Below are 26933 nucleotides of genomic sequence, written 5' to 3'. Positions count from 1 at the left end.
AAATGAAAAAACAAACAATTGATGAAGTGACGGCCTTTCATCAGAAAATGCTTTCTTTTTTCTTAACGAAATCTGAATCCGTCTCATTATCCGACTCGCTGTTATGGCTGGCCTCAGCTCTAGAATCCTGCTTTACATCTCTTTCATTGACCCTTTCACCGGCAGAATCAACACGTTTCACCATAAAAACAGAAGATGAACCGCATTATGCTCCGCTGAAAGAGAGCGACGGCCGTTTTATGATCAGGAATCAGACGTCCGGCAGATCCTTTTATCTGTGCTCGGAAGGCGGGCTGCCGATCCCGGAATCATTGCCTGAGATCGTTACTCAGTTTATTAATCAATCTGTGAGACAAAGCGGGCTGTTTGACAAAACGAAGCATCAGCGGAAAATTCACAGAATGACAGAAATGTTCCATTCGCTTTTGGACCAAAATGAGGTTTTGGAAAAACTGCAGGCAAGTTTGAGTACGGCTTTCCGGTCTTTCCGTTTTTCACTGTTTATCACGCAGGATCAGGATACGGACAGACAGCTTCCCGCAAAAGAATTACATATGGAAGGAAAAGATGCCGATCCGTCTGCCCTGAAGGTTTATTTATCGGGGAGACTGCTCAGAAAAGGCAGGTCATCTGCTTATCTGCCGATCAAAGGCCAGCAGGGGACTTACGGGGTTCTGAAGACGGAGGGGCTGCAGGATGCCGTTCTTTCGTGCAGTACTCTCAGTGAAATGCTGCTGCTTGCGGGCGCAGCGGGAAAAGCATTTGAAAATGCGCAGCTCTATGAGCAATCGAAAAAAAGCATTGCGAATCTGGAGCTCATTAATGAAACATCGCGCCAGCTGAATCAGCGCCTCAGACTCACTGATACGATGAGGGAGCTCGCCGCCATTATGACCCAATCGTTTCATGCGGAAGAAGTGGCTTTTTTTCATATTGATCATTTTGAGACGCAAAATCTGCTTCCGGGACATACCGCTTTTTTTAAGACAGAACGTGCGAACCCTTATATCAGCATTGTGAAAGAAAAGCTGTTCGAGGGAGAAAAGGGCGTGTTTATCGGCAGCGGAAAGACTGTATTCGGCGAAAACGGCTACGGCTCGCTGATGGCGGTGCCGATGATCGAAAATGACACCGTCTTCGGGTTCGCGATTTTATTGAAAAAGGATTTGTATGCTTTTACGTTTGAAATGTATAAGCTTTTTCAAGCGCTCATTCACCATGCGACATTGGCGGTCACGAACTCCATGCTGCGCGACAGGCTTGAGCATCTTGTTCAGACAGACCAGCTGACGGAGCTGTATTCAAGAACCTATTTGGATGAGAAAATTCAATACAGCATGAAAATTCATAAACGGGGTGTATTCATCCTCGTTGATATCGATAATTTCAAAAATATTAATGATACATACGGTCATCAAACGGGAGATTCGATCCTGATTCAGGTGGCCTCCGTTATGAAGAACCATATTCGTGAGCATGATGTCGCTGCAAGGTGGGGGGGCGAGGAGCTGGCTGTCTATCTGCCGAATATCAACGTGTCATCCGGAGAACGCATCGCTAAAAGGCTGGTTCGCGCCATCCGGGAAAACACCGAGCCGCGCGTGACGATTTCCTGCGGCGTTTCCTGCTGGTCAAAGTCCGGCCCGATGCCGTTGAAATTGCTCGTTCAGCAAGCGGATGAGGCGCTTTATATCGCCAAACGGAACGGCAAAAACCGGCTGATCATCCATCAAAACAGCACGACGACATAAAAAAGGAGCCGGCCTGCCGGCCGGGCTCCTTTTTTTATCCTAATCGTTTTTCAAGCGTTTCAACGAACTTTGCTAAATAGGTTTCGTCCGTTTCATCAAAACGGTTTTTCACGGGGCTGTCAATGTCCAGCACACCGATCACTTCACCGTTTACGCGGATCGGGAGAACGATTTCTGACTGGGAAGCCGCGTCACAGGCGATGTGTCCCGGGAACGCATTCACATCGGCAATCCGCTGCACGTCGCCATTAGAGTAGGCAGTGCCGCATACGCCTCTGCCGAACGGAATGCGCACACAGGCAGGAAGTCCTTGAAACGGTCCGAGCACGAGCTCGCCCTCTTTAGCGAAGTAAAACCCCGCCCAGTTGACTTCATGTAATGAATGGTATAAAAGCGCTGACGCATTCGCGTAATTTGCGATCGCATCCGTTTCATCTTCTGTCATGGCTTCGAGCTGTTTAAGCAGAAGCTGATAACTTTTTTCTTTATCTCCGGATTGTTTTTCGACATGAAACATGGAAAACCCTCACTTTTTCTATAATATCAAACAAAGTTCCGGCCGTTCTGCCGGCATTTGTCGAGAAGTTCTTACAGGAACGGCGCCTTTCTGCTTGAATTGTTACACATAAAGGGGTGAGCCGTATGAAAGTAAGCACCAAAGACAAAATTATTAACGCCGCTGTCCAGCTGTTTAACCAAAAAGGTTATTCCGGCACGTCCGTCCGTGAAATCGCAAAGTCAGCTGATGTAAATGTTGCGCACATCTCCTACTATTTTAAAGGGAAAGGCGGATTAATGGAACATTTAGTTTCCGAGTTTTACGAAGGCTATACTGAAGCGCTGGAAAAAGCCGCCGTCAGTATGAACGGTGAAGACGCGCAGGAACGCATCCTGCGGGTGATTTTCGATATTTTATCCTATCAGCACGATAACCGTCAATTAACGCGGTTTGTATATCGGGAAGTAACGATTGATTCCGTGCTTATCAGGGAAATTATGTCTACTTACTTAATGAAAGAAAAATATATTTTCCAGCTGGTGATTGAAGAAGGGCAGTCACGCCACAGACGGCTGACGCTGCCCGTGCCGCATTTTATTCTGCAATTGAAATCCCTCTTGATGATGCCGTATCTTCAGCCTCAATACATTACCGAGGTGCTCTATATGCAGCCTCATGAACCGTACTTTTATAAAAGGTATTTTGAAGAGGTGAAGATCTGGATCGAAAGCGTGTTCCGACGGCCTGATGCGGCGCTTATGAAGTAATGATGCTTTTGTACGTTTCATAGGAACTGCCGACATCTTCCGCTTGATGGGCGTCCGACCCGAATATGAGCGGGATTTTTTTTTGCTTCGCCGTCTCAGCCATCCAATCCTCCATGTATACTTCCCCGGCAAACTTCTTTCTGAGCCCGGATGTATTCACATCCAGCTCCATTCCGTGTTCTTTCACGGCGTCAAGACAGCGGGCCGCAAGCTCTCTTATTTGAGGTGACATGCTGTAAGGGAAAAGGCGCGCGAATTTTTTGACGAGCGTGATATGGCCGACCCGTTTTGGCTTAAAGGGGCCGAGCGGTGTTACAATGGAAGAATACACAGTTTCATAGTATTGTTCATATACGGCTTCAACGCTTCCGAAGTGCGCGGCGAGCTGCTGAAAGGCGTGCTCGTCAAAATCGAGGCAGATATAAGACGGACCGGTCTTCAAAAAATGAACGGATAAAATGCCGTCATCCAGTGAGGGGCCGTACGTGTTCAGAAACGCCGCGGTTTCCTCTTCATACCCTGTGATAAAATCGGTTTCTAGCCCAGTCAGAATGCTGATTTGTCCATCGTATTCCTTTTTCAGCTGTGACAGCCGCTCCAAATAAACCTCCATCTGTCTGAGATCCATCGCGCTGTCCTGAAGCGGTACGGGATCTTGAAATGACGGAGGAAGGGGGGCGTGCTCTGTAAATGTGATCGAGTCAAAGCCTCTTTCCAGGGCCTTTTCGACATATTGTTTCAGCGCATCCTTCGAGCCGTGAGGGCAAAAAGGCGTGTGGATATGAGCGTCTCGTTTTTCCATTTGTGTCACTCCATTAAAAAATTGCAGAATCCTGCCGAAATTATGCAAAAAGTTTTTGATTTCTGGTCAAAAAATGTTGGTTACATGGTATCATAATAACAATGAAAACGACAGATTTTCTCAATACATATATTGAAATCTTTCTGAATACATAAAACACCCTGACAGATTAAGAGAACAACAAGGGGGCTCATTATGGAGTTAGTCATCGGATTATTGGTTATACTGCTCGCGCTCTTTGCGGCGGGCTACTTTTTCAGGAAAAAAATTTATACGGAAATTGACCGGCTGGAGTCATGGAAGATTGAAATTTTAAACCGTTCGATAGTGGAAGAAATGTCCAAGATCAAACATCTGAAAATGACCGGAGAGACGGAAGAGTTCTTTGAAAGATGGCGCGAGGAGTGGGATGAAATTGTCACAGCCCATCTGCCGAAAGTAGAAGAGCTCCTTTATGATGCCGAAGAGAACGCCGACAAATACCGGTTTAAAAAAGCGAATCAGGTGCTTGTCCACATCGACGACCTCCTCACTGCAGCCGAATCAAATATAGAAGGCATACTGCGTGAGATCAGCGACCTTGTGACGAGCGAGGAAAAAAGCCGCGGAGAGATTGAACAGGTGCGTGAGCGGTATTCAAAAGCGAGGAAAAACCTTCTGGCGTACAGCCATCTCTACGGAGAGCTTTATAACAGCCTGGAGACGGATCTCGACGAAATCTGGAGCGGCATAAAAGAGTTCGAAGAAGAGACGGAAAGCGGCAATTACATCAAAGCGAGAAAAGTGCTGCTTGAACAGGACCGCAGACTGGATCAGCTTCAGACATACATAGATGACGTTCCGAAACTGCTTGCGGACTGTAAACAGACCGTGCCGAACCAAATTGCCAAGCTGAAAGACGGCTACCGGGAAATGACGGAAAAAGGCTACAAATTGGAGCATATTCAAATCGAAAAAGAGCTGGATACACTCACAAATCAATTGAAACGGGCCGAAAACGCGCTTTTGGAAGAATTGGATGTCGACGAAGCGTCCGCCATTCTTCAGCTGATTGATGAAACCATTCAATCGATGTATGACCAGCTGGAAGGCGAAGTGGAAGCCGGACAGTCCGTATTAAGCAAAATGCCTGAGCTGATCATCGCGTATGAAAAGCTTGAGGAAGAAAAAGACCGCACAAAAACCGAAACGGAGCTCGTCAAGGAAAGCTATCAGCTGACGGCGGGTGAAATCGGCAGACAGCATGCCTTCGAAAAACAGCTGGAAACGATCGGCCGGCTCCTTGAGCAGGCGAGAGAAAAGCTTGACGGTGAGCATGTCGCTTACTCGCTGCTGATTGAAGAAGTCGAGGCCATTGAAAAGCAGATGGAAGAGGCTCAGAAAGAACATGCCGAATACCGTGAAAATCTGCAGGCGCTCAGAAAAGAAGAACTGCAGGCGCGGGAAACGCTGATGCATCTTCGGAAAACCATTTCTGACACGGCCCGAATGCTGCAAAAAAGCAACGTGCCGGGAATTCCTGAACAAGTCAAGGACAAGCTCGAGGCGGCAAATCATCATATAGAAGAAACCGTCAGCCAATTGGAAGTGCTGCCGCTGAACATGGAGGAAGCCGCCAAACATCTGACCGAAGCCGAAAAGGTGGTTGAGGAAGTCAGCGAAGAGGCGGAAGATCTTGTGATTCAGGTGAAGCTGATTGAGCGGATCATCCAGTACGGCAACCGCTTCCGAAGCCAGAATCATATTTTATCCGAACAGCTTAAAGAAGCGGAACGGCTGTTTTACGCTTTCAGCTATAATGAAGCTTATGAGATGGCGGCAGATGCTGTTGAAAAAGCAGCTCCCGGCGCCGTGAAAAAAATTAAAGCTGATCAGTCTGCTTCATAGACGCACAAGCAAAAACTGCACCCTGATGGAAATCAGAGGTGCAGTTTTTTAGTTTCTCACGGAATATAAAAAGCGCCTGCGGCTGATATACGTCAAGCCGCAAGCGCTGAATGTTACGATTTTGCTTTATTTAATTCGATGGGCGGGCTGGTAAAAAACGTGATGATGCAGCCGATGATCGCTCCGGCAATGCCCGGAAGCACCCAGCCGATTCCCATGCTGTAAAGCGGAAGATTTGCGTTTAAGAATGAATCTAATGATCCGAGCGGAATGCCTGCTGCCTTCAAACCGTCCAAGATACTGAACAGCCCCGTTCCGATCAGGCAGGCGATATAGACTTCCCGTCTTTCCTTAAAGATTTTATCAATAAAGGAAAGGACGATAATGACAATCGCCAGCGGGTAAATCGCTGATAAAATAGGAACTGAAAATGCAATAATCTCAGCAAGTCCGAAATTTGAAATCGCCAGACTGAACAGCGTGACAATCGTAACCACCATTTTGTATGATAAAGCGGGAATCAATTTTGAAAAATATTCGCCGCAAGATGTGACAAGCCCGATGCTTGTCGTTAAACACGCAACGGTGATGGCAGAGCCGAGAACGATGTTTCCCAGTGAACCGAACAGGTAATCTGATGAAGCTGATAAAATCTTTGCGCCTTCGCCGATCGGCCCCACAGCGTCCGTGCTTGTCGCTCCCAAATAGGCCAAAGATAAATAAATGAATGTCAAACCTGCCGCTGCAATCAGACCCGCTTTAATACAAGCGGCGGCGAGCGCTTTACGCTGGGTGACGCCCCTGCTTTTAACAGCGTTGACGACAACGACGCCGAAGACGATTGAGGCGAGCGCGTCCATTGTTTTATAGCCTTCCAAAAATCCTTTGAACACAGGCGTTCCGGAATATGCCTGATGTACGGCGCCCAGCCCGCCCATCGGAGTGACAATGGCTTTTACGACGATGATTAAAATAATACCGAATTTAATAGGAGTCAAAATCTTTCCGACTCTGTCAACGATTTTGGAAGGATTAAGAGCTAAATAATACGTAATAGAAAAAAAGATCAACGTGAAAACAAATAAAGATAATCTTTCCGGAATGCCGCTTAAAAACGGAACTGCACCGATTTCATATGAAACGGTTCCGGTTCTCGGAATCGCGAAAAGCGGCCCGATTGATAAATAAAGAACAACGGTGAAAATAGTCCCGAATACCGGATGAGCTTTATCGGCAAGCCCTTTCGCGTCTTTGCCCGTTAATGCGATGGCGATAATACCCAAAAGCGGCAGACCTACGCCGGTCAGTAAGAAACCGCCCATCGCTTTCCAGACATTATGCCCCGCCGCTTGCCCGAGCTCCGGCGGATATATCATATTTCCTGCCCCGAAAAAAAGTGCGAAAAGCATGAAACCGATAATAACGGTATCTTTGACAGGTAGTGAGTGTTTCATAAAAATCCTCCTAAATACTATGTTGAAATATTCTGTCAATTAATTGTCAGATAATATAACAAAACGAACATTACTTATTATATGGCAATGTACAGAGAAGTCAATACTCGATTTATTGCGAATTTATATTTACTTTTGTTATGGTAGCATAAATATCATACGATGTACCGTTTTCATTAAAGGAGTAAAAAAAATGATATATTTAGACAACAGCTCAACGACCGAGCCGTATGAAGAGGTATTGGATGTGTACAAACAGACGAGCAGCCGGTATTTCGGCAATCCTTCGTCTCTGCACCAGTTAGGAACTGAGACGGAACAGCTCCTTGAAGCGGCCGCTCAGCAAATAAAAAAAACCTTGCGTTTAAAAAATTATGATATTGTATTTACATCAGGCGCGACTGAAGCGAATAACGCTGCGTTAAAGGGAGCAGCCTGGGCAAACATGAGTAAAGGAAGACATATCATTGCTTCGGCGATTGAGCATCCTTCTGTGACGGAGACGCTTGATCAGCTGACAGAGCTGTTCGGCTTTGAAGTCACATATCTTCCGGCCGATCAAAACGGCTTCGTTTCTTTGAAAGACGTCAAATCGGCTATCAGGCCGGATACGATAATCGTCAGCGTCATGCATGTCAATAACGAAGTCGGCTCCATTCAGCCTGTAAAGGAAATCGGCGGGTTTTTGAAGCAGCACCGGAATATTCTGTTTCATGTTGATCATGTGCAGGGCATTCATAAAGTTCCGCTGTCTATAGAAGAAGCGGGCATTGACCTTTGCACCGTTTCAGGGCATAAGTTTCACGGCTTAAAAGGGACAGGAGCGCTTATCGTCAAAAAAGGAACGCGGCTCATTCCGCTTATCACGGGCGGCTCGCAGCAAAAAGGCGTCCGCGCCGGAACGGAACACACGGCAGGCGCCGTTTCCCTTGCGAAAGCGATCAATCTTTCCGCGCGTGACATGAACGAGCGGCTTTCTTCCGTGGAGGCTGCCAAGAATGCGCTCATGGAAAGGCTGAGCGGGACGGACGGGGTCGTCATCAACACCCCCGCCGAAAACAGCGCGCCGCATATCATTAATTTTTCCGTTCCGGGCGTGAAGGCGGAAGTGCTGCTGCACATGCTTGAGGAAAAAGGAATATATGTCTCCACAACCGCGGCATGTTCGGCAAGAGAGCACAAACCGAGCCGTGTTCTTCTGCAAATGAATAAAGGCGAACAGATTGCATCAAGCAGCATAAGAGTCAGCCTGAACTTCAGCCATACGGCTGACATCACGGAGCCGTTTATGGCCGCGTTGGTGCCGGCTGTTCAAAAACTAAAAAAAATGATGAGGTAGCATATGAATTACGATCATATTTTAATCCGTTTTGGTGAAATATCCACAAAAGGAAAAAACAGACGCAGTTTTATTGAAAGATTAAAACAGAATATCCGCCTGGTATTAAAGGATTATAAAAAAGTAAAATACTTTTCAAACCGGGACCGGATGTCAATTACACTTAATGGAGAAAACCCGGAGGAAATTTGTTCCTTATTAAAGAATATATTCGGCATTCAAAGCTTTAGTCTCGCAATTAAATGCGAAAGCAAGCTGGAAGACATTAAAAAAACGGCTTTAGCCGCGATAGAAGGCGAATATAAACCGGGGAATACGTTTAAGGTCGAGACGAAACGGGCTTACAAACAATTTGAATTAGATACGAATGCGATGAACGCTGAAATCGGCGGGCATATTTTGAAAAACACGGATGGATTAACCGTCGATGTGAAACATCCCGATATTCCGCTTCGGATTGAAATCAGGGAGGAAGCGACATTCCTGACCATTCGTAACGAAAAAGGCGCCGGAGGCCTTCCTGTCGGTTCCGCGGGTAAAGCGATGCTGATGCTTTCCGGCGGTTTTGACAGTCCGGTCGCCGGTTTTTACGCGATGAAACGGGGATTATCAGTTGAAGCCGTACATTTCTTCAGTCCGCCGTATACGAGTGAACGGGCAAAGCAGAAAGTCATGGATCTCGCGGGATGCCTCGCGAAGTTCGGCGGCAGTATGACGCTTCATATCGTGCGGTTTACAAAGACGCAGGAACTCATCCAAAAACAAATCCCGGAGAACTATACGATGACGGCGACGCGGCGTCTTATGCTGCAAATCGCGGACAGAATCAGAGAAGAACGGAAAGCGCTCGCGATCATTACGGGAGAAAGCCTCGGGCAGGTAGCGAGCCAGACGCTTGAAAGCATGTATGCGATCAATGCCGTGACGGCAACGCCGGTTTTGCGCCCTTTAATCGGAATGGACAAAACAGAAATCATCGAGAAATCAAAAGAAATCGGCACGTATGAAACAAGCATTCAGCCGTTTGAGGACTGCTGCACCATCTTTACGCCGCCAAGTCCGAAAACACGCCCGAAAAAAGAAAAAATCGAGCACTTCGAAAGCTTCGTTGATTTTGAACCGCTGATTGCAGAGGCCGCTGCGGGCATCGAAACCATCACTGTTTACTCAGAGCAGGAAGCTCACGATAAGTTTGCCGGCCTGTTTTAAAACTGTATACAATTACCAAAGTTTTTTTGAATGAAGACATGTGTTTTATCACATTCTATACTCACAAGGAGGTGATACACATGTCACAACAATCAAACAGCGGAAACAGCAACCAGCTTTTAGTGCCAGGCGCTGCTCAAGCTATCGACCAAATGAAGTATGAAATCGCTTCTGAATTCGGTGTAAACCTTGGACCGGAAACAACTTCTCGCGCCAACGGTTCTGTCGGTGGAGAAATCACAAAACGTCTTGTCTCTTTTGCTCAGCAAAGCATGGGCGGAAGCAGCCAGCAGCAGTTTTAATCACAACTTCACATAATGGCTAAGAGAGCGGGGAATTCCCCGCTCTTTTTTCATGAGTATAGATAGAAGGCGGGAAGCAATTTATGCATATTTTTATTGTAATGGCCTATGTTTATGTATAATGGGGAAAGAAAGTGAGGAGTTGTTCGTGTTAAAACGAGAAGATTTAATCGCCCCAAAGAACTATAACCTTGTAAATGAAATCGAAAAGTTCAGCCGTTCCAAAGAGAAGAACGCGCTTATTTGGGAAGATCAAACAGGCGGCAAGAAAGTCTGGACGTATGAAAAATTGATGGAAGAAACGAATAAAATCGGAGCCCGCCTGAAAGGTCTCGGATTTGAAAAAGGCGATAAGCTGATTGTCATGGTTCCGAGAGTGCTTGAAGCGTATGCCGTTTATTTAGCGATCTTAAAAGCGGGGATGGTCGTCATTCCTTGCTCGGAAATGCTGCGCGCCAAAGACCTTGAATACCGGATCAAACACGCCGAAGTGAAAGGCGCTATCGTTTATCCTTCATTTATAAACGCGTTTGACGAGGTGAATACCGGGCAGCTGGTGACATTGTCAATCGGTGAAAATGATGCCGGCTGGAAAAACCTCCTAACGATTGAAGCGGACGGAGACAGTTTTCAAACAGCTGATACAACAAGAGAAGATATGGCGTTTTTGTCCTATACTTCAGGCACGACCGGCCAGCCTAAAGGCGTTGTACATACACACGGCTGGGCCTTTGCCCATTTAAAAACATCAGCCGGTGCATGGCTGGATATTTCTGAAGACGATACAGTGTGGGCCACCGCGGCGCCCGGCTGGCAGAAATGGGTGTGGAGCCCGCTGCTCGCAATTCTGGGAAGCGGCGCGACAGGAGTCATTTATCACGGCAGATTCAACGCCAAGACGTATTTAGAGCTGCTGGAGCGCCATCAAGTAAATGTCTTCTGCTGTACCCCGACGGAATACCGCCTGATGGCAAAAGTGGAGGAGTTGGACAAATATGATCTTTCTGCCCTTCACAGCGCAGTTTCTGCTGGTGAGCCATTAAACCGGGAAGTCATTGACGTATTCCGGAAGCATTTCGGCATTAAAGTGAGAGACGGATACGGCCAAACGGAGAGCACCCTGTTAGTCGGCGTCCTGAAGGACATGGATATTAAGCCGGGAAGCATGGGCAAACCGACCCCTGGAAATCAAGTGGAGATTATAAACGATAAAGGCGAAATATGCGAAACTGGCGAAACGGGCGATATCGCCGTGCATTTGAGCACACCGGCCTTATTCAAGGAATATTATAAAGATCCCGAAAGAACGAAAAAGCAGATTCGCGGAGATTACTTTCTTACAGGAGACCGCGCGAAAAAAGACGAGGACGGCTACTTTTGGTTTGAAAGCCGCAATGATGACATCATCGTCAGCTCCGGATATACAATCGGGCCTTTTGAAGTAGAGGACGCGCTCGTGAAGCATCCGGAAGTGAAAGAATGTGCCGTCGTGGCGAGCCCGGATGAAATCAGAGGTTCAATCGTAAAAGCTTATGTCGTTTTACAAGACGATGAAAAGCGCAGTGACGAACTTGTCAAAGAACTGCAAAACCACGTAAAAACGATTACGGCGCCTTATAAATATCCGAGAGAAATTGAATTTGTCGAAAGCCTGCCGAAAACGGCGTCCGCAAAAATCAGACGTGTGGAGCTGAGACAGCGTGAAGAACGGCTGAAGGCTGATAAAAAAGCATAATACAGGATAAAGGGTGAGCGGGGATGAAAGCGATTTGGCACGGCGGCACCATCTATACAATGCTGGACAAGAATCATGTCACTGAAGCCGTTTATACCGAAGAAGGCGTCGTCAGGCAGACGGGCAGCTTCCGGGAACTCCAAGGAACATACGGTTCGCCTGATACGGAGGAAATCGATTTACATGGAGCTGTCATGTTCCCGGGGTTTACGGACAGTCATATGCATTTAATCGGGCACGGGGAAAAACAGCTTCGCCTCGATTTGTCGCAGCTGACGTCAAAAGAAGCGATACTGCGGGCTGCAAAAGAAGCAGAGCGTGAATTGGAAGATGGCGAATGGCTGATCGGCGAAGGCTGGGATGAAAATCTGTTTGAACGGCCGGTTTACGTCACGAAGCATGACCTTGACCTGCTCTTTCCCGACCGCCCCGTCCTGCTGAAGCGGGTATGCCGGCACGCCGCGGCGGTTAATTCGGCCGCATTGCGCGCGGCGGGAATTACAAACGAAACACCTGATCCATACGGCGGGATTATCGTCCGGGACGGAACCGGTCCGACAGGCCTCCTGCTGGATAAAGCCCAAGAGCTTGTGACACAGGCCCTGCCGCCCGTCTCACTTCACTATGTCAAACGCGCGCTTCAAACGGCGATTACGGACTGCTGGTCAAAAGGCCTGACCGGCGGGCATTCAGAAGATCTGGCATACTACGGAGACGCGTCCATTCCCGTTGCCGCGTACGAGTCGTTAACCGGCAGCGGCCTTTATCCTTTTCGCGCCCATCTGCTCGTACATCACGAAGCCGTCGACAGCTGGAGCGCTCTGGATAAATCGATCGGACCTTATCTGGAATACGGAGCGATGAAAATTTTTGCTGACGGCGCGCTCGGCGGCAGAACCGCTCTATTGAAAAAGCCTTATCACGATGATCCGTCAGTCTCCGGCGTTCAGGTGCATGATGACGAAACCCTTGCCGCTCTTGTTTATAAAGCGAGAGAGAAAGGGATGGAGATTGCCGTGCACGCGATTGGCGACCTTGCATTTGAAAAGGTGCTGGATGTTATCGAAAGATACCCGGCAAAGCCCGGACAGCTAGACAGGCTCATTCATGCGCAAGTATTAGATGACGGATTGATTGAAAGAGCCGCCCGGCTGCCGATCGGACTTGATCTTCAGCCGCATTTTGTGGCCAGTGATTTTCCGTGGGTGATTGACCGGCTCGGAGAAGAGCGGATGAAAACGGCTTTCGCCTGGAAAACACTGCTGTCAAAAGGGCTGCTGTGCGCCGGAGGTTCAGATGCCCCGATTGAGCCGGCCGATCCGCTTCTGGGCATTCAATCGGCTGTGCTCCGTACAAGCAAGCAGCACCCGGAAGGTCCGGCCTATTATGAAAAAGAGTGCCTGACCGTGTACGAAGCCATTCAGCTTTACACGGAGGGAAGCGCGGCCATCATCCATAAAGAACATAGCCGCGGACGGATCGCCCCCGGCTATGATGCCGACTTTACCGTACTCAGCGGTGATCCGTTCATGACGGACCCGAAAAAGCTTCATGAATTGGAAGCGGTCAAAACCGTCGTCGGCGGCCGTATCGTATATGAAAAAGAGGACAGGCGCTGATGCCCGTCCTCTTTTTTTATGATAAAAATGATCGTTTTACTTTTTCCCAGAAAGAGTTGTCTTTCAGTTTCACCGTTTTGATTTTTTTATCGGATAGTCTAATCTCAACCTTTTTGACATTCCGCGTGCTGAGCGCTTCATTATCAAGCCCGATAATCGGATGCTCATTGCCGTCTTGCACCACCTGCAGTGTCAGCTTCCGGTCTGAGCTTAAAATAAACGGAGATCCGAGTGTACGGTATGTGTTGTTGTTCAACGACGCCAGTTCGGATACCTGCATGCAGGAAATCAAAGGATCAACAACGGCGCCTGAAACAGATTTATTGTAGGCGGTGCTGCCCGTCGGGGTGGAAATGATCATCCCGTCTCCTCTGAACGTCTCAAAATGAAGATCATCAATTAACACATCCATCACAAACGTTTTAATAATGCTTGAACGGATGGAAACCTCGTTTAAACAGTGAAAATGATTGCTGCCGTCCACCGTTACGTGAATGAGCGGGTATTTTCTGACCTCAAGCTGTTCCGCGGTCATGCTGGCCGCCATTTTTTCAGGCTCATCGCTGTGAAAATCACAGTACAAATGGGCTTTCCCTTTTTTAGCGATGCCGACATACAGACAGTCATCACGGAATCCGGTTTTTCTGACGGCTTGCAGAAATGAGCCGTCGCTGCCGATGCTGGCGATAATTCCGGCATCCTCCGGTTGAGCCGCAACTGTAAAACCGTGCGATTCAGCAAGCTGCTTCAAAGAGCTGACTTGTTCTTTTGTTTCGTTGTTTTGTTTGTGAAAAAAATAAACATTGCGGCGAAGATCGGTCATATCCCCATTCCCCTTTGCTGTCATATTTACGTTTTTCTCCCAGCAGGTATTGTGTTAAAATACCTGTGGCAATAGTGTAACATGTTTCCTGTTTATCCGTTAAGGGAAAGCGCTTCATGAAAAAAATGAATCTTTTTTTACGGGGGAACGTACGAATATTGACAGAAAAGGAGGAGAACAAATGAATGCAAAAAGATGGATTGCGCTCGTCATCGCGCTCGGCATTTTCGGCGTATCAGTCATTGCAAGTGTGACCGTCGGGGTGCTGAAGAATATCGGAGATACAGGGTCTGACTTTGCATCACTGACAGATGACACAGAGGAAGTGACGCTGGATAAGGGCAGCCCCGGCAGTAAAATCGCCGTGCTTGAAGTGGACGGCACGATTGAGGATAACGGCGGGTCCGCTGGCCTGCTCAGCTCAGGCGGGTATGATCACAGATCATTTTTAAAACAGGTTGAGCGTGCGAAAGAAGACAAAAGCGTCAAAGGAATTGTGCTGAAAATCAATTCCCCTGGCGGAGGCGTGTACGAAAGCGCGGAAATACATAAAAAACTGGAAGAACTAAAGAAAGAAACGAAGAAACCGATTTATGTATCCATGGGCTCCATGGCGGCATCGGGAGGCTACTATATTTCAACGGCCGCCGATAAAATCTATGCTTCACCGGAAACGCTCACGGGTTCACTGGGCGTCATCATGGAAAGTGTCAATTATTCCAAGCTCGCCGATGAACTCGGCATCAAGTTTGAAACCATTAAAAGCGGCGCGCATAAAGACATCATGTCCCCGACCCGCGACATGACGAAGGAAGAAAGAAAGATCATGCAGACAATGGTAAACGATTCTTATGAAGGATTTGTCAATGTCATTTCAAAAGGCCGGCACATGTCAAAAGCGGATGTGAAAAAAATTGCCGACGGCCGTGTTTACGACGGCAGACAAGCGAAAAAAATCGGCCTCGTTGATGAGCTCGGTTTTTACGATGATACGATCAGCGCGATGAAAAAGGATCATAAAAATATGAAAAACGCTTCAGTCATCACATACGAGGAAGGATTCGGATTAGGCTCGCTCTTTTCCATGAGCGCAGCGAAAATGTTTAAAAGCGAAATTGATTTTCTGAATATGAAAGAACTCATTTCGCAATCCGGTTCGCCGCGGATGATGTATCTCTATGCAAAGTAGGGGGGAAGAAAGAATGGACGCGACTTACGAAGGCTTTCACGGCAAAGAAGGGGAAGCTGAACAACAGAGGGCGCCCGAGCAGGCATATGCGGGCTTTTGGATCAGGTTTTGGGCGTTTCTTCTCGATTGGCTGGTGGTCTGGGGACTAAACCATCTCATCGTTTCACCGATTTTCACGCTGATGAAGCTCCCGGCAACAAGCGGAATGTTTACAATCTCAGCTTATTCCGTCACAACCCTGATCGTCTACCTCGCCTATTTTGTGTTCATGACGAAATGGTTTCATCAGACACTCGGCAAGATGGTCTTCGGGTTAAAGGTCACTTCTTTGACGCCCGGAAAGCCGCTGACTTGGAGCACCGTCATTTTCAGAGAAGCGGTGGGGCGTTATATCGATAAAATCTGGATTCTCTATATCGTCATTGCGTTTACGCCCAAAAAGCAGGGCATTCATGATCTGATCGCCGACACAACGGTGATTCACGAAGCGCTGTACCGCAAATAAAAGCAGTAAACCCGGAATAAACGTCCGGGTTTATTTTTTTTGGTTTTGGCGATAATGCTGCTAAGGAAGTGAAGCTTATGGGATATGCCGCAGCAGCTGTTATTCTCATTCTCATTTTGGCCTGGCTGCTCATGAGGATGAAAATCCATCTGACTTTCGAATATCTTCATGATAAAGATAACGACAAACTGACGTTTAAACTCTCGGCCTTATACGGGCTGGTCCGTTTTAAAAAAACGCTGCCCGTCATTAAAGTAAACAGCGAAGACGCGTCAATTGATGTCAAACAGGACACGAAATCAGAAATGAAAGGTCAGAAAAAAGAGAAGAAAAAAATCACATATGAAGATGTCAAACAGAGCATTCACAGAATAGAAATGATTCTGCACCAAGTCTTTCAGATGCGCCAAATCGGCGCCTCATTTCTTGCGGGAGTCCGTGTTACGAAGTTCGAATGGGTGACGGTTATCGGAATAAAGGACGCCGCCGTTACGGGAATCGCCGCCGGCGGATTGTGGGCCGTAAAGGGAGGCCTTACGGCGATGCTGTATGATCATCTGCGTTTCATACATAAACCGGTGTGCGAAGTCATTCCGTCTTTTCAAGTGCCTGCATCCAAGACGCATTTGCAGTGTATATTCTTTTTTCGTTTTGGACATCTTATAGGTGCAGCTTTCAAATTGCTCAAATACGGGCGGAACGGACTTTCTATCATACGAAAGAAACAGCCGGTTCCGGTTGCTTCAAAGAATGATTCATCAGTTTAAGGAGGAGCGCATATGGCAGACCATCCCATTCAAGGTTTAATGAAAACCGCTATGGAAAATTTAAAAGAAATGATTGACGTGAATACAATCATCGGCGATCCTGTTGAAACGCCTGACGGCAGCGTAATCTTAACGGTTTCAAAGGTCGGATTCGGATTTGCGGCGGGCGGAAGCGAGTTTGGAGGAAAGCCGGCTGAAAAAAGAACCGATGATGATGAAAGAAAAGAGCAGAAGCTCCCGTTCGGCGGCGGAAGCGGCGGCGGAGTATCCATTACGCCGATTGCGTTTCTGATTGTCGGAACAAACGGCGTGCGTATGCTTCATTTGGACGAAAACACCCATCTGATTGATAAACTGTTAGACTCCGCGCCTCAAACGATTGAACGCATCCAGCATATGTTTAAAAAGAATGAAAAAGGCCGGAACCAAAAAAGAACGGATATCGATTTATAACAGAAAAGTTAACTGCCGCCCGCAGTTAGCTTTTTTTACGATGCGGCATAACCTTTGCAGTTTGCATAAAACTCGACTATGATAGAGCTATACATAGATAAAGGGAGGAATCAGAATGGCTGAAATTACATTTAAAGGCGGAGCCGTGACGCTGATCGGACAAGAAGTGAAACCGGGTGACCAAGCTCCTGACTTCACGGTTTTGACAAACGGATTAGAAGAGAAGACATTAGCAGATATGAAAGGGAAAGTAACGATCATATCCGTTATCCCTTCCATCGACACAGGCGTATGTGACGCGCAGACACGCCGCTTCAACGAAGAAGCCGCAAAACTCGGTGATGTGAACGTTTATACAATCAGCGCCGACCTTCCGTTTGCACAAGCGCGCTGGTGCGGAGCGAACGGAATTGATAAAGTTGAAACGTTATCGGATCATAAAGAGATGTCATTTGGTGAAGCATTCGGTGTTCACATCAAAGAACTTCGTCTTTTGGCGCGTTCCGTATTCGTCCTTGATCAGGACGGAAAAGTCGTTTACGCGGAATACGTAAGCGAAGCGACAAACCACCCGAATTATGAAAAGCCTATCGAAGCTGCAAAAGCGTTAATCAAGTAAAGAGAGAAAAAGAGCTCCGGGTGCTGCCGCGGAGCTCTTTTCATGGCAAGGAGGAAACAGCATGCAACACGACCATGTCGGTCAGATTTATGAACTTTTAGATGAAGCTGCCCAAGTGATAGCAGAAGGCCTTCAGATTTCTTATATTGAGGGGCTTGCGGAAGCGGGAGAAATGTATTTTCTTGAAAAGGCCGACCAGCTTCCGCTTCAGGAAAAGCAAACCGGCGAGCTTAACAGCCTGCTCGCGAAAGCAGACTTCAGAAAATGGGAGCATGAATGGATCCGCAAGGCGTTCCAGCTCGCCATTTTAAAAGGGCTCAAAGATAAGTCCCATCCGAACAGACAGATGACGCCTGATACGATCGGCCTTTTCATCAGTTACCTCGTGAATAAATTTACGGGCGGCCGAAAAGGCCTGACATTGCTGGACCCCGCCTGCGGCACCGGAAATCTTCTGCTGACCGCGGCAAACCAGCTTTCTGACAAAGCGGGAAAAAGCTTCGGCATTGAAATCGACGATGTCCTTCTGAAGATCGCATATGCGCAGGCGAATCTGCAGGAAAAAGAAATGGAGCTGTTCTGCCAGGACAGTCTTCAGCCGTTATTTATCGAACCGGCCGATGCGGTCATCTGCGATTTGCCGGTCGGCTACTATCCGAATGACGAAGGCGCTGAAGCGTATGAGCTGAAAGCGGATGAAGGCCACTCATTTGCCCACCACTTATTTATTGAGCAGAGCGTCAAACATACAAAACCGGGCGGATACTTATTTTTTATGATTCCGAACCATCTGTTTGACAGCGCGCAAAGCGATAAACTGAAGCGGTTTTTTGCGGAAAAAGTGTATATCAACGCCCTTCTTCAGCTGCCGGCTACTATGTTTAAAGACGAAGCGCAGGCAAAGAGCATTTTAATCTTGCAGAAAAAAGGCGAAGATGCAAAGCCGCCGAAACAAGCGCTTTTGGCGAATCTTCCTTCCTTTGCGAACCAGCAGGCGATGCGGGAGATGATGGCAAAATTGGATCAATGGATTCAAAAAGAAAAATAATGGCGAAAAAGCAGTGTGAGATGCAAAATCCCGCGCTGCTTTTGCTTTTTAAAATGAATGGAAATCAGGACGATAACACAAATTAAGGAAAGAAAATAACATTCCGTAAGGCGGTACCGTCCATTTGGCACAAATGAAATTTATCAGAAAATATCGACTTCATATTGTAAGCGGTACCAATGTGGATGTTGACTTGAAATGCTGAGTTGACAATGTTTAAATGGAAAAGTCAGATATTTTTTGGACTGCAATTATGGTCTGGGAAAAAAGAACGAACAAACGAAGAAGAATTTTGATAGGAGCGTCATTTATGTCTAAAATTATTGCAATTAACGCAGGAAGCTCATCTTTAAAATTTCAGTTATTCGAAATGCCTTCAGAAAAGGTGCTAACAAAAGGTTTAGTAGAACGGATCGGTATCGCCGACAGCGTTTTCACAATCTCTGTTAACGGCGAAAAAAATACAGAAGTGACAGATATTCCGGATCATGCGGTTGCGGTGAAGATGCTGCTTCACAAGCTGACTGAATTCGGTATTATAAAGGATTTAAATGAAATTGACGGAATCGGCCACCGTGTGGTTCACGGCGGAGAAAAATTCAGCGATTCTGTTTTGCTTACGGATGAAACAATCCGTGAGATTGAAGAGATTTCAGAACTTGCGCCGCTTCACAACCCGGCTAACATCGTCGGCATTAAAGCCTTTAAAGAAGTGCTTCCGAATGTGCCTGCGGTTGCAGTGTTTGATACGGCGTTCCACCAAACGATGCCTGAACAATCTTACCTGTACAGCCTACCGTACGAATACTACGAGAAATACGGCATCCGCAAATACGGTTTCCACGGCACTTCTCATAAATACGTGACACAGCGCGCAGCTGAGCTTCTCGGCCGCCCGCTTGAAGATTTGCGTCTGATTTCCTGCCACCTCGGTAACGGCGCAAGTATCGCGGCCGTAGAAGGCGGAAAATCCATTGATACGTCAATGGGCTTCACACCGCTTGCGGGTGTCGCGATGGGAACACGTTCAGGAAACATCGACCCTGCATTGATTCCGTACATTATGGAAAAAACGGATCAGACGGCAGATGAAGTATTAAATACATTAAATAAAAAGAGCGGACTGCTTGGCGTATCCGGTTTCTCCAGCGACCTTCGCGATATCGTGGAAGCTTCAAAAGAAGGAAACGAAAGAGCGGAAACGGCTCTTGAAGTGTTTGCAAGCAGAATCCATAAATACATCGGTTCTTACGCTGCGAGAATGAGCGGCGTTGACGCGATTATTTTCACTGCGGGTATCGGTGAAAACAGCGTTGAAGTCAGAGAACGCGTGCTTCGCGGCTTAGAATTCATGGGTGTATATTGGGATCCTGCGCTGAACAACGTGCGCGGCGAGGAAGCGTTTATCAGCTACCCTCACTCTCCTGTCAAAGTCATGATCATTCCGACTGACGAAGAGGTCATGATCGCACGCGACGTTGTCCGCCTTGCACAGTAATGATCGAAAAAAGCACATCCTTTTAGGGTGTGCTTTTTTATTGAATGCCTTAGAATCAAACGTTACGATATGTTTAATACATAAACGATGAGGTGAAGCAATGAGTGTGCATGAACATAAACAAGAAGCCCCGTCAGCGGTGCGCTGCAAGGTGATCACAGTCAGCGACACGAGAACGAAAGAAACCGACAAAAGCGGGCGCGTCATGATGGACTTCCTCAGGGAAGCGGGATTTGAAACGGTCGCTTATGACATTGTTAAAGATGAAAAAGATGAATTGCAGAAAGCCGTTTTATCCGGCTGTATGGATGAATATACAGATGCGGTGCTGTTAAACGGAGGGACGGGCATTGCCGAAAGGGATGTCACAATTGAAGCGGTCACGCCGCTGTTTTCAAAAGAACTCCCGGGATTCGGCGAGCTGTTCCGCATGCTGAGCTATACGGAGGACATCGGTTCCGCCGCCATTTTGTCCAGAGCGGCAGCGGGTGTGATCCAAAATACCGCAGTCTTCTGCACGCCCGGCTCCTCAGGCGCCGTAAAGCTTGCGATGAGTAAACTGATTATTCCTGAACTGCCCCATGTGCTCCGGGAAATCCGAAAAGATTTATAAATGTATAAAAAGGCTCTGCTCCGCTCAAAAAATTGGGTGGGGTTTTTTTTATAAAAGGCTTGAAAAAACAGAATTTACTTGTTACAGTGTATACATACTAAATGCATTTTTATTAATTAAAACTAATTTTTATACAAAGGGAGCTTTTAACATGGCAGAACAAAAAAAGGTTGTATTGGCATACTCAGGAGGTCTTGATACTTCTGTAGCGATAAAATGGCTGCAAGAACAGGGATACGATGTTGTTGCCTGCTGCTTAGATGTAGGGGAAGGAAAGGATTTGGCATTCGTTCAGCAAAAAGCGCTGGAAGTAGGCGCCGTAAATTCCTATGTGATTGATGCGAAAGAAGAATTCGCACGGGAGTACGCGCTTATTTCTATGCAGGCCCATACAATGTATGAAGGCAAGTATCCGCTCGTATCTGCATTATCCCGTCCGTTAATCGCGAAAAAACTCGTTGAAGTCGCGGAAAAGGAAAACGCGGTGGCCGTAGCGCACGGCTGCACGGGAAAAGGCAACGATCAGGTTCGTTTCGAAGTATCCATCAAATCATTAAATCCTGATCTGGAGGTCATTGCTCCGGTCCGTGAGTGGCAATGGTCGCGTGAAGAAGAAATTGAATATGCCGCAAGCCGGGGCATTCCGATTCCGATCAATCTTGACAGCCCTTATTCCATCGATCAGAACCTATGGGGACGCGCCAATGAATGCGGTATATTAGAAGACCCGTGGGCGGCGCCGCCTGAAGGGGCATATGACCTGACAGCATCTCTTGAAAACACGCCGGACGTTCCGGAAATCATCGAAATCGCATTTGAAGCCGGTGTTCCGGTTTCAATCGACGGCGTAACCTACCCGCTCGCTGATTTAATTCTCAAGCTGAACGAGACTGCCGGAAAACACGGCATCGGCCGGATTGACCATGTGGAAAACCGCCTGGTCGGCATTAAGTCCCGTGAAGTTTATGAGTGCCCGGGCGCGATGACTTTGATTACGGCTCACAAAGAGCTTGAGGATCTGACTTTAGTGAAAGAAGTGGCCCATTTCAAACCGGCAATTGAACAAAAACTGTCTGAAATCATCTATAACGGTTTATGGTTCTCGCCGTTAAAAGACGCGCTGCTTGCATTCTTGAAAGAAACTCAAAAACACGTCACCGGCGTCGTGCGCGTCAAGCTGTTTAAAGGCCATGCCATTGTAGAAGGACGTAAGTCGGAATATTCACTCTACGATGAAAAACTTGCGACATATACAAAAGACGATGCGTTTGACCATCACGCGGCAATCGGTTTCATTGAGCTTTGGGGGCTGCCGACAAAAGTAAACAGCATTGTGAAAAAGAAGGAGCAGATTGAAGCATGAAGAAGCTTTGGGGAGGCCGTTTTCAAAAAACACCGGAAAAGTGGGTCGATGAGTTCGGCGCATCCATCACATTCGACCAAAACTTAGTCAAAGAGGATATTACAGGGTCTCTCGCTCATGCGGCAATGCTGAAAAAATGCGGCATTCTGACGGAAGAAGAAGAAGGCGCCATCCGACAGGGGCTGCAGATCCTCCTGCAAAAAGCAGAGGAAGGGACGCTTGAATTCTCTGTTGATTATGAAGATATCCATTTGAATATTGAAAAAATGCTGATCGAAGAAATCGGACCGCTAGGCGGCAAGCTCCATACCGGCAGAAGCCGGAATGACCAGGTGGCGACCGACATGCATTTGTATTTGAAAGATCATGTCTCACATATCATCGTGCTGATTGAACAGTTCCAAAAAGCGCTGATCGAAAAAGCGGAGGCCAATGTCGAGACCATTCTGCCGGGGTACACCCATTTACAGCGGGCTCAGCCGATTTCTTTCGCCCACCATCTGCTTGCTTATTTTTGGATGCTTGAACGGGATAAAGAGCGTTTTCGCGATGCTATGAAGCGGATTAACATATCGCCGCTCGGATGCGGGGCGCTTGCCGGAACTACGTTTCCGATAGACCGTAACTATTCGGCGGAGCTGCTCGGTTTTGACTCCATTTATGAGAACAGTCTTGACGGAGTCAGTGACAGAGATTTTATTCTCGAGTTTTTAAGCGGCAGCAGCATGCTGATGATGCACCTTTCGCGTTTATCAGAAGAAATCATTCTATGGTGCTCGCAGGAATTCAGATTCATTGAACTGGATGATACGTATGCGACGGGAAGCAGCATGATGCCGCAGAAGAAAAACCCCGACATGGCGGAGCTGATCCGCGGTAAAACCGGACGCGTATACGGTGATATGATGGGGCTTTTCACGATTATGAAAGGGCTCCCGCTCGCTTACAACAAAGACCTGCAGGAAGATAAAGAAGGCATGTTTGACACGGTGAAAACCGTTGAAGGAAGCCTTCAGATTTTCACGGGCATGATTGAAACGATGAAAGTAAACAAAGACATCATGAAACAAGCGACAAAACAAGATTTTTCAAACGCGACGGAACTTGCCGATTATTTAGCTAAAAAAGGCATGCCGTTCAGAGAAGCGCATGAAGTGGTCGGCAAGCTTGTGTACAGCTGCATTGAAAAAGGAATCTATTTAAGTGATATGGCATTTGAAGAATTCCTTCAAGCCAGCAGTCTCTTTGAAGAAGATATCTATACCGTGCTCGATCCGCATCATGCGGTTGAAAAAAGAATGAGCGCCGGCGGAACGGGTTTTCAGCAGGTAGAACAGGCGCTCGTAAAAGCAAAAGCCTGCGCCGGCATTTAATTTGCTGAAATTTCCTTCATATTTTCCCGTTATATCAGACACCCTACATCTATAAAGATGGGAGGTAGAAGGAATGCGCAAAGAACAAGACCGTTACATCTACGATGAAAAAGAAAGTGAAGAAACGGCCAGACTCATCTCAGAGGCATACGAAAGCGGTTATGTCGGCATGGAGGAAGCCTCTGCTCCTTCAGAAAATTAAGCTGTCTGTAAAGACGGCTTTTTTTTCGTGCGGACGAAGTGCAAAAAAGTGATATTGCCGTTTGTTTATAGTAAAGTAGAGGGAGAAACGTCTTGATTCTATTGAAGCGGCAACGTTGCCTGGGGAGGGTATTCAATGTGCGACATGCTCTAATCACTGCCGGTACAAAGGGATTGGGCCGAAAAGTGACTGAAATGCTTCTGGAAAAAGGCTTTTCTGTCACAGTGAATTACAGACAAGACGAAGAAGCGGTCGCCTGTCTGAAGGCGGATTATCCCGGGTGCCATGACAGATTGCAATTCGTTAAGGGCGATGTAACCCGGAAAGAAGATCTCATTCGGATCGCCGATGCAGCCCTTCAGCGGTTTGGAAGGATTGACATACTGATTAACAATGCCGGGCCGTACATATTTGAGCGCAAAAAGCTAGCCGATTACTCCGATGACGAATGGTATGACATGCTTGAAGGGAATTTAAGCGCCGTTTTCCATCTATTTAAAGCGGTTATCCCGGTCATGAGACAGCAGCGGTTCGGCCGGATTATTACATACGGTTTTCAAGGAGCGGACCATGCCCCCGGCTGGCTTCACCGTTCCGCTTTCGGAGCGGCTAAAGTCGGATTGGCTTCGTTAACGAAAACCATTGCGATTGAAGAAGCCGAATCAGGCATTACGGCCAATATGGTCTGCCCGGGTGATATTGTAGGAGATATGAAAGAAGCGTCTATAGAGGAAGCAAGACGGAAAATCGGCAAAGAAAAGACGCCGATCGGCAGGTCCGGAACCGGAGAGGATATTGCGAGAATCATCGCCTTTTTATGTGAGGAAGATTCCGATCTTGTAACCGGAACGGTCATTGAAGCAACAGGCGGGCTGAATGTGATTAACAGGCATCAATCCCTGTAAGTTTTTTCGTTTGTCAAAAAGGGAACTTGATAAATATTAATTTTTTATGAGGTGAAAACGATGAAAGTGACTTATCACGGACATTCTGTCATTCAAGTGGAAACGAAAACCCATAACATTATTTTTGATCCGTTTCTGACCGGAAACAGTCTGACAAATTTGAAACCGGAAGAAGTGAAAGCGGATGTCATCCTGCTTACTCACGGACACAATGACCATGTCGGAGATACAGAGCAGATCGCTAAACAAAACGATGCGCTCGTCATTGCGCCGAACGAGCTTGCCGTTTATCTCGGCTTTAAAGGTTTAAAGGTCCACCCGATGCATATCGGCGGGGCGCGCCAATTTGATTTCGGCAAAGTGAAACTGACACAGGCATTCCACGGATCGGCGGTCACTGATGAAGAAAACAAAACCATTACGTACACGGGGATGCCGGCCGGGATTTTATTGACGATTGACGGCAAAACGATTTTCCACGCCGGAGACACGGCGCTGTTCTCAGATATGAAACTGATCGGGGAACTGAATCACATTGACCTGGCGTTTCTGCCGATCGGTGATAACTTCACCATGGGCCCTGAAGACGCGAAACTCGCGGCTGAGTGGCTGAGAGCGAAACAGGTCGTTCCCGTTCATTACAATACATTTCCTGTCATTGAACAGGACCCTGACGCTTTCGCCGAAAGTCTGCCCGGAGGCGTCGGCAAAGTCATGGCGGCCGGCGAGACCATTGAGCTTGCCTGACATATGTGTCAAAGACCTTCTGAATCAAGCATTCAGAAGGTCTTTTTGTGATGCCGCCTTTTTTCGGGCGTCTCATTGCGAATGAATCCCCCGTACCCTTATAATAAAAGCAGAAGACTGTCCTTAGAGGTGAAACGCTTGGCAACAAAGCATGAACAAATCCTATCATACATAGATTCGCTTCCTGTCGGTGAAAAAATTTCGGTCAGAAGAATTGCGAAAGAAATGAAAGTCAGTGAAGGAACGGCTTACAGAGCCATTAAGGAAGCCGAAAACAAAGGATTCGTTTCCACTATTGAACGTGTGGGGACCATCCGGATTGAACAGAAGAAAAAAGAAAATATTGAAAAGCTGACATACGCCGAGGTCGTCAATGTGATAGACGGCCAGGTGCTCGGCGGAAAAGCCGGTCTGCATAAAACGTTGAATAAGTTTGTGATCGGCGCGATGGAGCTTGACGCGATGATGCGTTATACGGCGGCGGGGAACCTGTTAATCGTCGGGAACCGAATCAACGCCCACCGCCAGGCGCTTGAGGCGGGCGCAGCTGTTTTGGTAACGGGAGGGTTTAATACCGACGACAGCATTATCGAGCTGGCCGATATGCTTGAGCTTCCGATTCTCTCTACGAGCTACGATACCTTTACGGTAGCCGCGATGATCAACCGGGCGATCTATGATCAGCTCATAAAAAAAGAGATTGTGCTCGTGGAAGACATTTTGACGCCCGCAGATCGGACAGTGACGCTGTCCCCTAAGGATAAGCTGGAGAAATGGTACGAAAAGAACTATGAAACCGGACACGGCCGCTTCCCGGTTATCGATCAGCAGATGAAAATCCACGGAATCCTCACATCGAAAGATATCGCGGGGCATGACCGGTCAGTTCCGATTGAAAAAGTAATGACTAAAAACCCTGTCACGGTGATCGGGAAAACATCTGTCGCCTCAGCGGCTCAAATGATGGTTTGGGAAGGAATTGAAGTGCTTCCGGTGACAGACGGGCATCACAAACTGATCGGAATGATCAGCCGCCAGGATGTCTTAAAAGCGCTTCAAATGGTTCAAAAGCAGCCTCAGGTCGGTGAAAAGCTGGATGATATTGTTTCAAGAGGATTTAAAGAAGAGGAAGATGACAAAACGCCGGCCGTTTATCAATATGAAGTCACGCCGCAAATGACCAATCAGCTCGGCACGATTTCTTACGGGGTGTTTACGACGATTTTAACCCAGGCCGCCAGCCGATTTTTACGCTCCCGCAAACGCGGCGAGCTGGTCATTGAAAGCATTACGATTTTCTTCTTGAAGCCCGTACAGATGGAGTCGGTCATTGAAGTGAAACCGCGCATTTTAGAGGCGGGCCGGAAATTCGGGAAAATGGAAGTGGAAGTGTCAAGCCAAAGCGGCATCGTTTCAAAAGCGATGCTCATGGTGCAGCTGATGGAGAGAAGTTAAGGGACGCAC

General features: G+C 47.4%; 26 protein-coding genes. 22 read left to right on the top strand and 4 right to left on the bottom strand.

The annotated features are described in order from the left end of the window. Positions 1-2: 2 nt before the first annotated feature. Entirely contained in the window at positions 3-1751 is a 1749-nt protein-coding gene (locus G9F75_RS05055) for a sensor domain-containing diguanylate cyclase (RefSeq protein WP_014418636.1), read from the top strand. 34 nt (positions 1752-1785) lie between these two features. Here the strand turns inward: G9F75_RS05055 and G9F75_RS05050 are convergent, their stop codons facing one another. After that, the gene (locus G9F75_RS05050; protein WP_007408037.1) at positions 1786-2268 is read right to left on the bottom strand and encodes a GAF domain-containing protein; all 483 of its coding nucleotides are present in this window, start codon (positions 2266-2268) and stop codon (positions 1786-1788) included. Between the two features lie 125 nt (positions 2269-2393). Between G9F75_RS05050 and refZ the strand changes: the two genes are divergently transcribed. Beyond that, positions 2394-3017, top strand: coding sequence for a forespore capture DNA-binding protein RefZ (gene refZ, locus G9F75_RS05045; protein ID WP_007408038.1), 624 nt, complete (start codon positions 2394-2396; stop codon positions 3015-3017). Here the strand turns inward: refZ and hisJ are convergent. Next, positions 3007-3819 (bottom strand): histidinol-phosphatase HisJ, encoded by an 813-nt coding sequence (gene hisJ, locus G9F75_RS05040; protein WP_070082212.1) that lies wholly within the window; start codon positions 3817-3819, stop codon positions 3007-3009. The genes refZ and hisJ overlap by 11 nt on opposite strands. A gap of 195 nt (positions 3820-4014) precedes the next feature. Here hisJ and ezrA point away from each other — a divergent pair, with 195 nt between their 5' ends. Beyond that, positions 4015-5706 carry a septation ring formation regulator EzrA gene (ezrA, locus tag G9F75_RS05035; protein ID WP_167408946.1) on the top strand — a complete coding sequence of 564 codons (1692 nt, stop codon included), beginning with the start codon at positions 4015-4017 and terminating at the stop codon, positions 5704-5706. A gap of 113 nt (positions 5707-5819) precedes the next feature. Here the strand turns inward: ezrA and brnQ are convergent, their stop codons facing one another. Further along, the gene (gene brnQ, locus G9F75_RS05030; RefSeq protein WP_007613107.1) at positions 5820-7160 is read right to left on the bottom strand and encodes a branched-chain amino acid transport system II carrier protein; all 1341 of its coding nucleotides are present in this window, start codon (positions 7158-7160) and stop codon (positions 5820-5822) included. 193 nt (positions 7161-7353) lie between these two features. Between brnQ and G9F75_RS05025 the strand changes: the two genes are divergently transcribed. The 5 genes from G9F75_RS05025 to G9F75_RS05005 all read left to right on the top strand — a co-directional run bounded on the left by G9F75_RS05025 (position 7354) and on the right by G9F75_RS05005 (position 13364). After that, positions 7354-8499, top strand: coding sequence for a cysteine desulfurase family protein (locus G9F75_RS05025; protein WP_022552830.1), 1146 nt, complete (start codon positions 7354-7356; stop codon positions 8497-8499). Positions 8500-8502: 3 nt separating this feature from the next. Next, positions 8503-9708 (top strand): tRNA uracil 4-sulfurtransferase ThiI, encoded by a 1206-nt coding sequence (thiI, locus tag G9F75_RS05020; RefSeq protein ID WP_154817601.1) that lies wholly within the window; start codon positions 8503-8505, stop codon positions 9706-9708. A gap of 80 nt (positions 9709-9788) precedes the next feature. Then, complete coding sequence (locus tag G9F75_RS05015) at positions 9789-10010, top strand: alpha/beta-type small acid-soluble spore protein (RefSeq protein WP_007408043.1); 222 nt, start codon at positions 9789-9791, stop codon at positions 10008-10010. 148 nt (positions 10011-10158) lie between these two features. Continuing rightward, positions 10159-11745: an acyl-CoA synthetase MbcS gene (gene mbcS, locus G9F75_RS05010; protein WP_014418632.1), complete on the top strand. Its 1587-nt coding sequence runs from the start codon at positions 10159-10161 to the stop codon at positions 11743-11745. 23 nt (positions 11746-11768) lie between these two features. Next, a complete protein-coding gene (locus G9F75_RS05005) occupies positions 11769-13364 on the top strand; it encodes an amidohydrolase (protein WP_017418363.1) in 1596 nt (531 codons plus the stop codon). Between the two features lie 16 nt (positions 13365-13380). Here G9F75_RS05005 and G9F75_RS05000 read toward each other — a convergent pair whose 3' ends face one another. Then, entirely contained in the window at positions 13381-14187 is an 807-nt protein-coding gene (locus G9F75_RS05000; protein ID WP_017418362.1) for an NAD kinase, read from the bottom strand. Positions 14188-14368: 181 nt separating this feature from the next. On the opposite strand from G9F75_RS05000, the gene sppA reads away from it, so the two are divergent. The 14 genes from sppA to G9F75_RS04935 all read left to right on the top strand — a co-directional run bounded on the left by sppA (position 14369) and on the right by G9F75_RS04935 (position 26924). Next, positions 14369-15376, top strand: a complete 1008-nt coding sequence (sppA, locus tag G9F75_RS04995; protein ID WP_003152419.1) for a signal peptide peptidase SppA — start codon at positions 14369-14371, stop codon at positions 15374-15376. Positions 15377-15389: 13 nt separating this feature from the next. Beyond that, complete coding sequence (locus tag G9F75_RS04990; RefSeq protein ID WP_021494443.1) at positions 15390-15881, top strand: RDD family protein; 492 nt, start codon at positions 15390-15392, stop codon at positions 15879-15881. 77 nt (positions 15882-15958) lie between these two features. Then, complete coding sequence (locus G9F75_RS04985) at positions 15959-16648, top strand: DUF2953 domain-containing protein (protein WP_095061281.1); 690 nt, start codon at positions 15959-15961, stop codon at positions 16646-16648. A 12-nt stretch (positions 16649-16660) separates the two neighbouring features. Further along, entirely contained in the window at positions 16661-17101 is a 441-nt protein-coding gene (ytfJ, locus tag G9F75_RS04980; RefSeq protein ID WP_003152423.1) for a GerW family sporulation protein, read from the top strand. A gap of 115 nt (positions 17102-17216) precedes the next feature. Next, positions 17217-17720: a thiol peroxidase gene (tpx, locus tag G9F75_RS04975; protein WP_007613091.1), complete on the top strand. Its 504-nt coding sequence runs from the start codon at positions 17217-17219 to the stop codon at positions 17718-17720. A gap of 61 nt (positions 17721-17781) precedes the next feature. Continuing rightward, positions 17782-18768 (top strand): class I SAM-dependent methyltransferase, encoded by a 987-nt coding sequence (locus tag G9F75_RS04970; RefSeq protein ID WP_014418629.1) that lies wholly within the window; start codon positions 17782-17784, stop codon positions 18766-18768. Between the two features lie 310 nt (positions 18769-19078). Next, positions 19079-20266 carry an acetate kinase gene (locus G9F75_RS04965; protein WP_007408053.1) on the top strand — a complete coding sequence of 396 codons (1188 nt, stop codon included), beginning with the start codon at positions 19079-19081 and terminating at the stop codon, positions 20264-20266. Between the two features lie 100 nt (positions 20267-20366). After that, positions 20367-20879 (top strand): MogA/MoaB family molybdenum cofactor biosynthesis protein, encoded by a 513-nt coding sequence (locus tag G9F75_RS04960; RefSeq protein WP_007408054.1) that lies wholly within the window; start codon positions 20367-20369, stop codon positions 20877-20879. 151 nt (positions 20880-21030) lie between these two features. Continuing rightward, entirely contained in the window at positions 21031-22242 is a 1212-nt protein-coding gene (locus G9F75_RS04955; protein WP_003152428.1) for an argininosuccinate synthase, read from the top strand. After that, complete coding sequence (argH, locus tag G9F75_RS04950) at positions 22239-23615, top strand: argininosuccinate lyase (RefSeq protein WP_007613085.1); 1377 nt, start codon at positions 22239-22241, stop codon at positions 23613-23615. The genes G9F75_RS04955 and argH overlap by 4 nt, the downstream gene beginning before the upstream one ends. 73 nt (positions 23616-23688) lie before the next feature. Then, positions 23689-23817, top strand: a complete 129-nt coding sequence (locus tag G9F75_RS20030; RefSeq protein WP_007408056.1) for a hypothetical protein — start codon at positions 23689-23691, stop codon at positions 23815-23817. Positions 23818-23954: 137 nt separating this feature from the next. Continuing rightward, positions 23955-24722 carry an SDR family oxidoreductase gene (locus tag G9F75_RS04945; protein WP_095272590.1) on the top strand — a complete coding sequence of 256 codons (768 nt, stop codon included), beginning with the start codon at positions 23955-23957 and terminating at the stop codon, positions 24720-24722. A gap of 60 nt (positions 24723-24782) precedes the next feature. Then, the gene (locus G9F75_RS04940; protein ID WP_007613083.1) at positions 24783-25469 is read left to right on the top strand and encodes a metal-dependent hydrolase; all 687 of its coding nucleotides are present in this window, start codon (positions 24783-24785) and stop codon (positions 25467-25469) included. A 138-nt stretch (positions 25470-25607) separates the two neighbouring features. Further along, positions 25608-26924, top strand: coding sequence for a CBS domain-containing protein (locus tag G9F75_RS04935; protein ID WP_007408058.1), 1317 nt, complete (start codon positions 25608-25610; stop codon positions 26922-26924). Positions 26925-26933: the final 9 nt, after the last annotated feature.

Source organism: Bacillus sp. EKM208B (assembly GCF_011800725.1).
Classification (GTDB): Bacteria; Bacillota; Bacilli; order Bacillales; family Bacillaceae; genus Bacillus; species Bacillus velezensis.
This window is presented reverse-complemented; position numbering and strand designations above follow the sequence as displayed.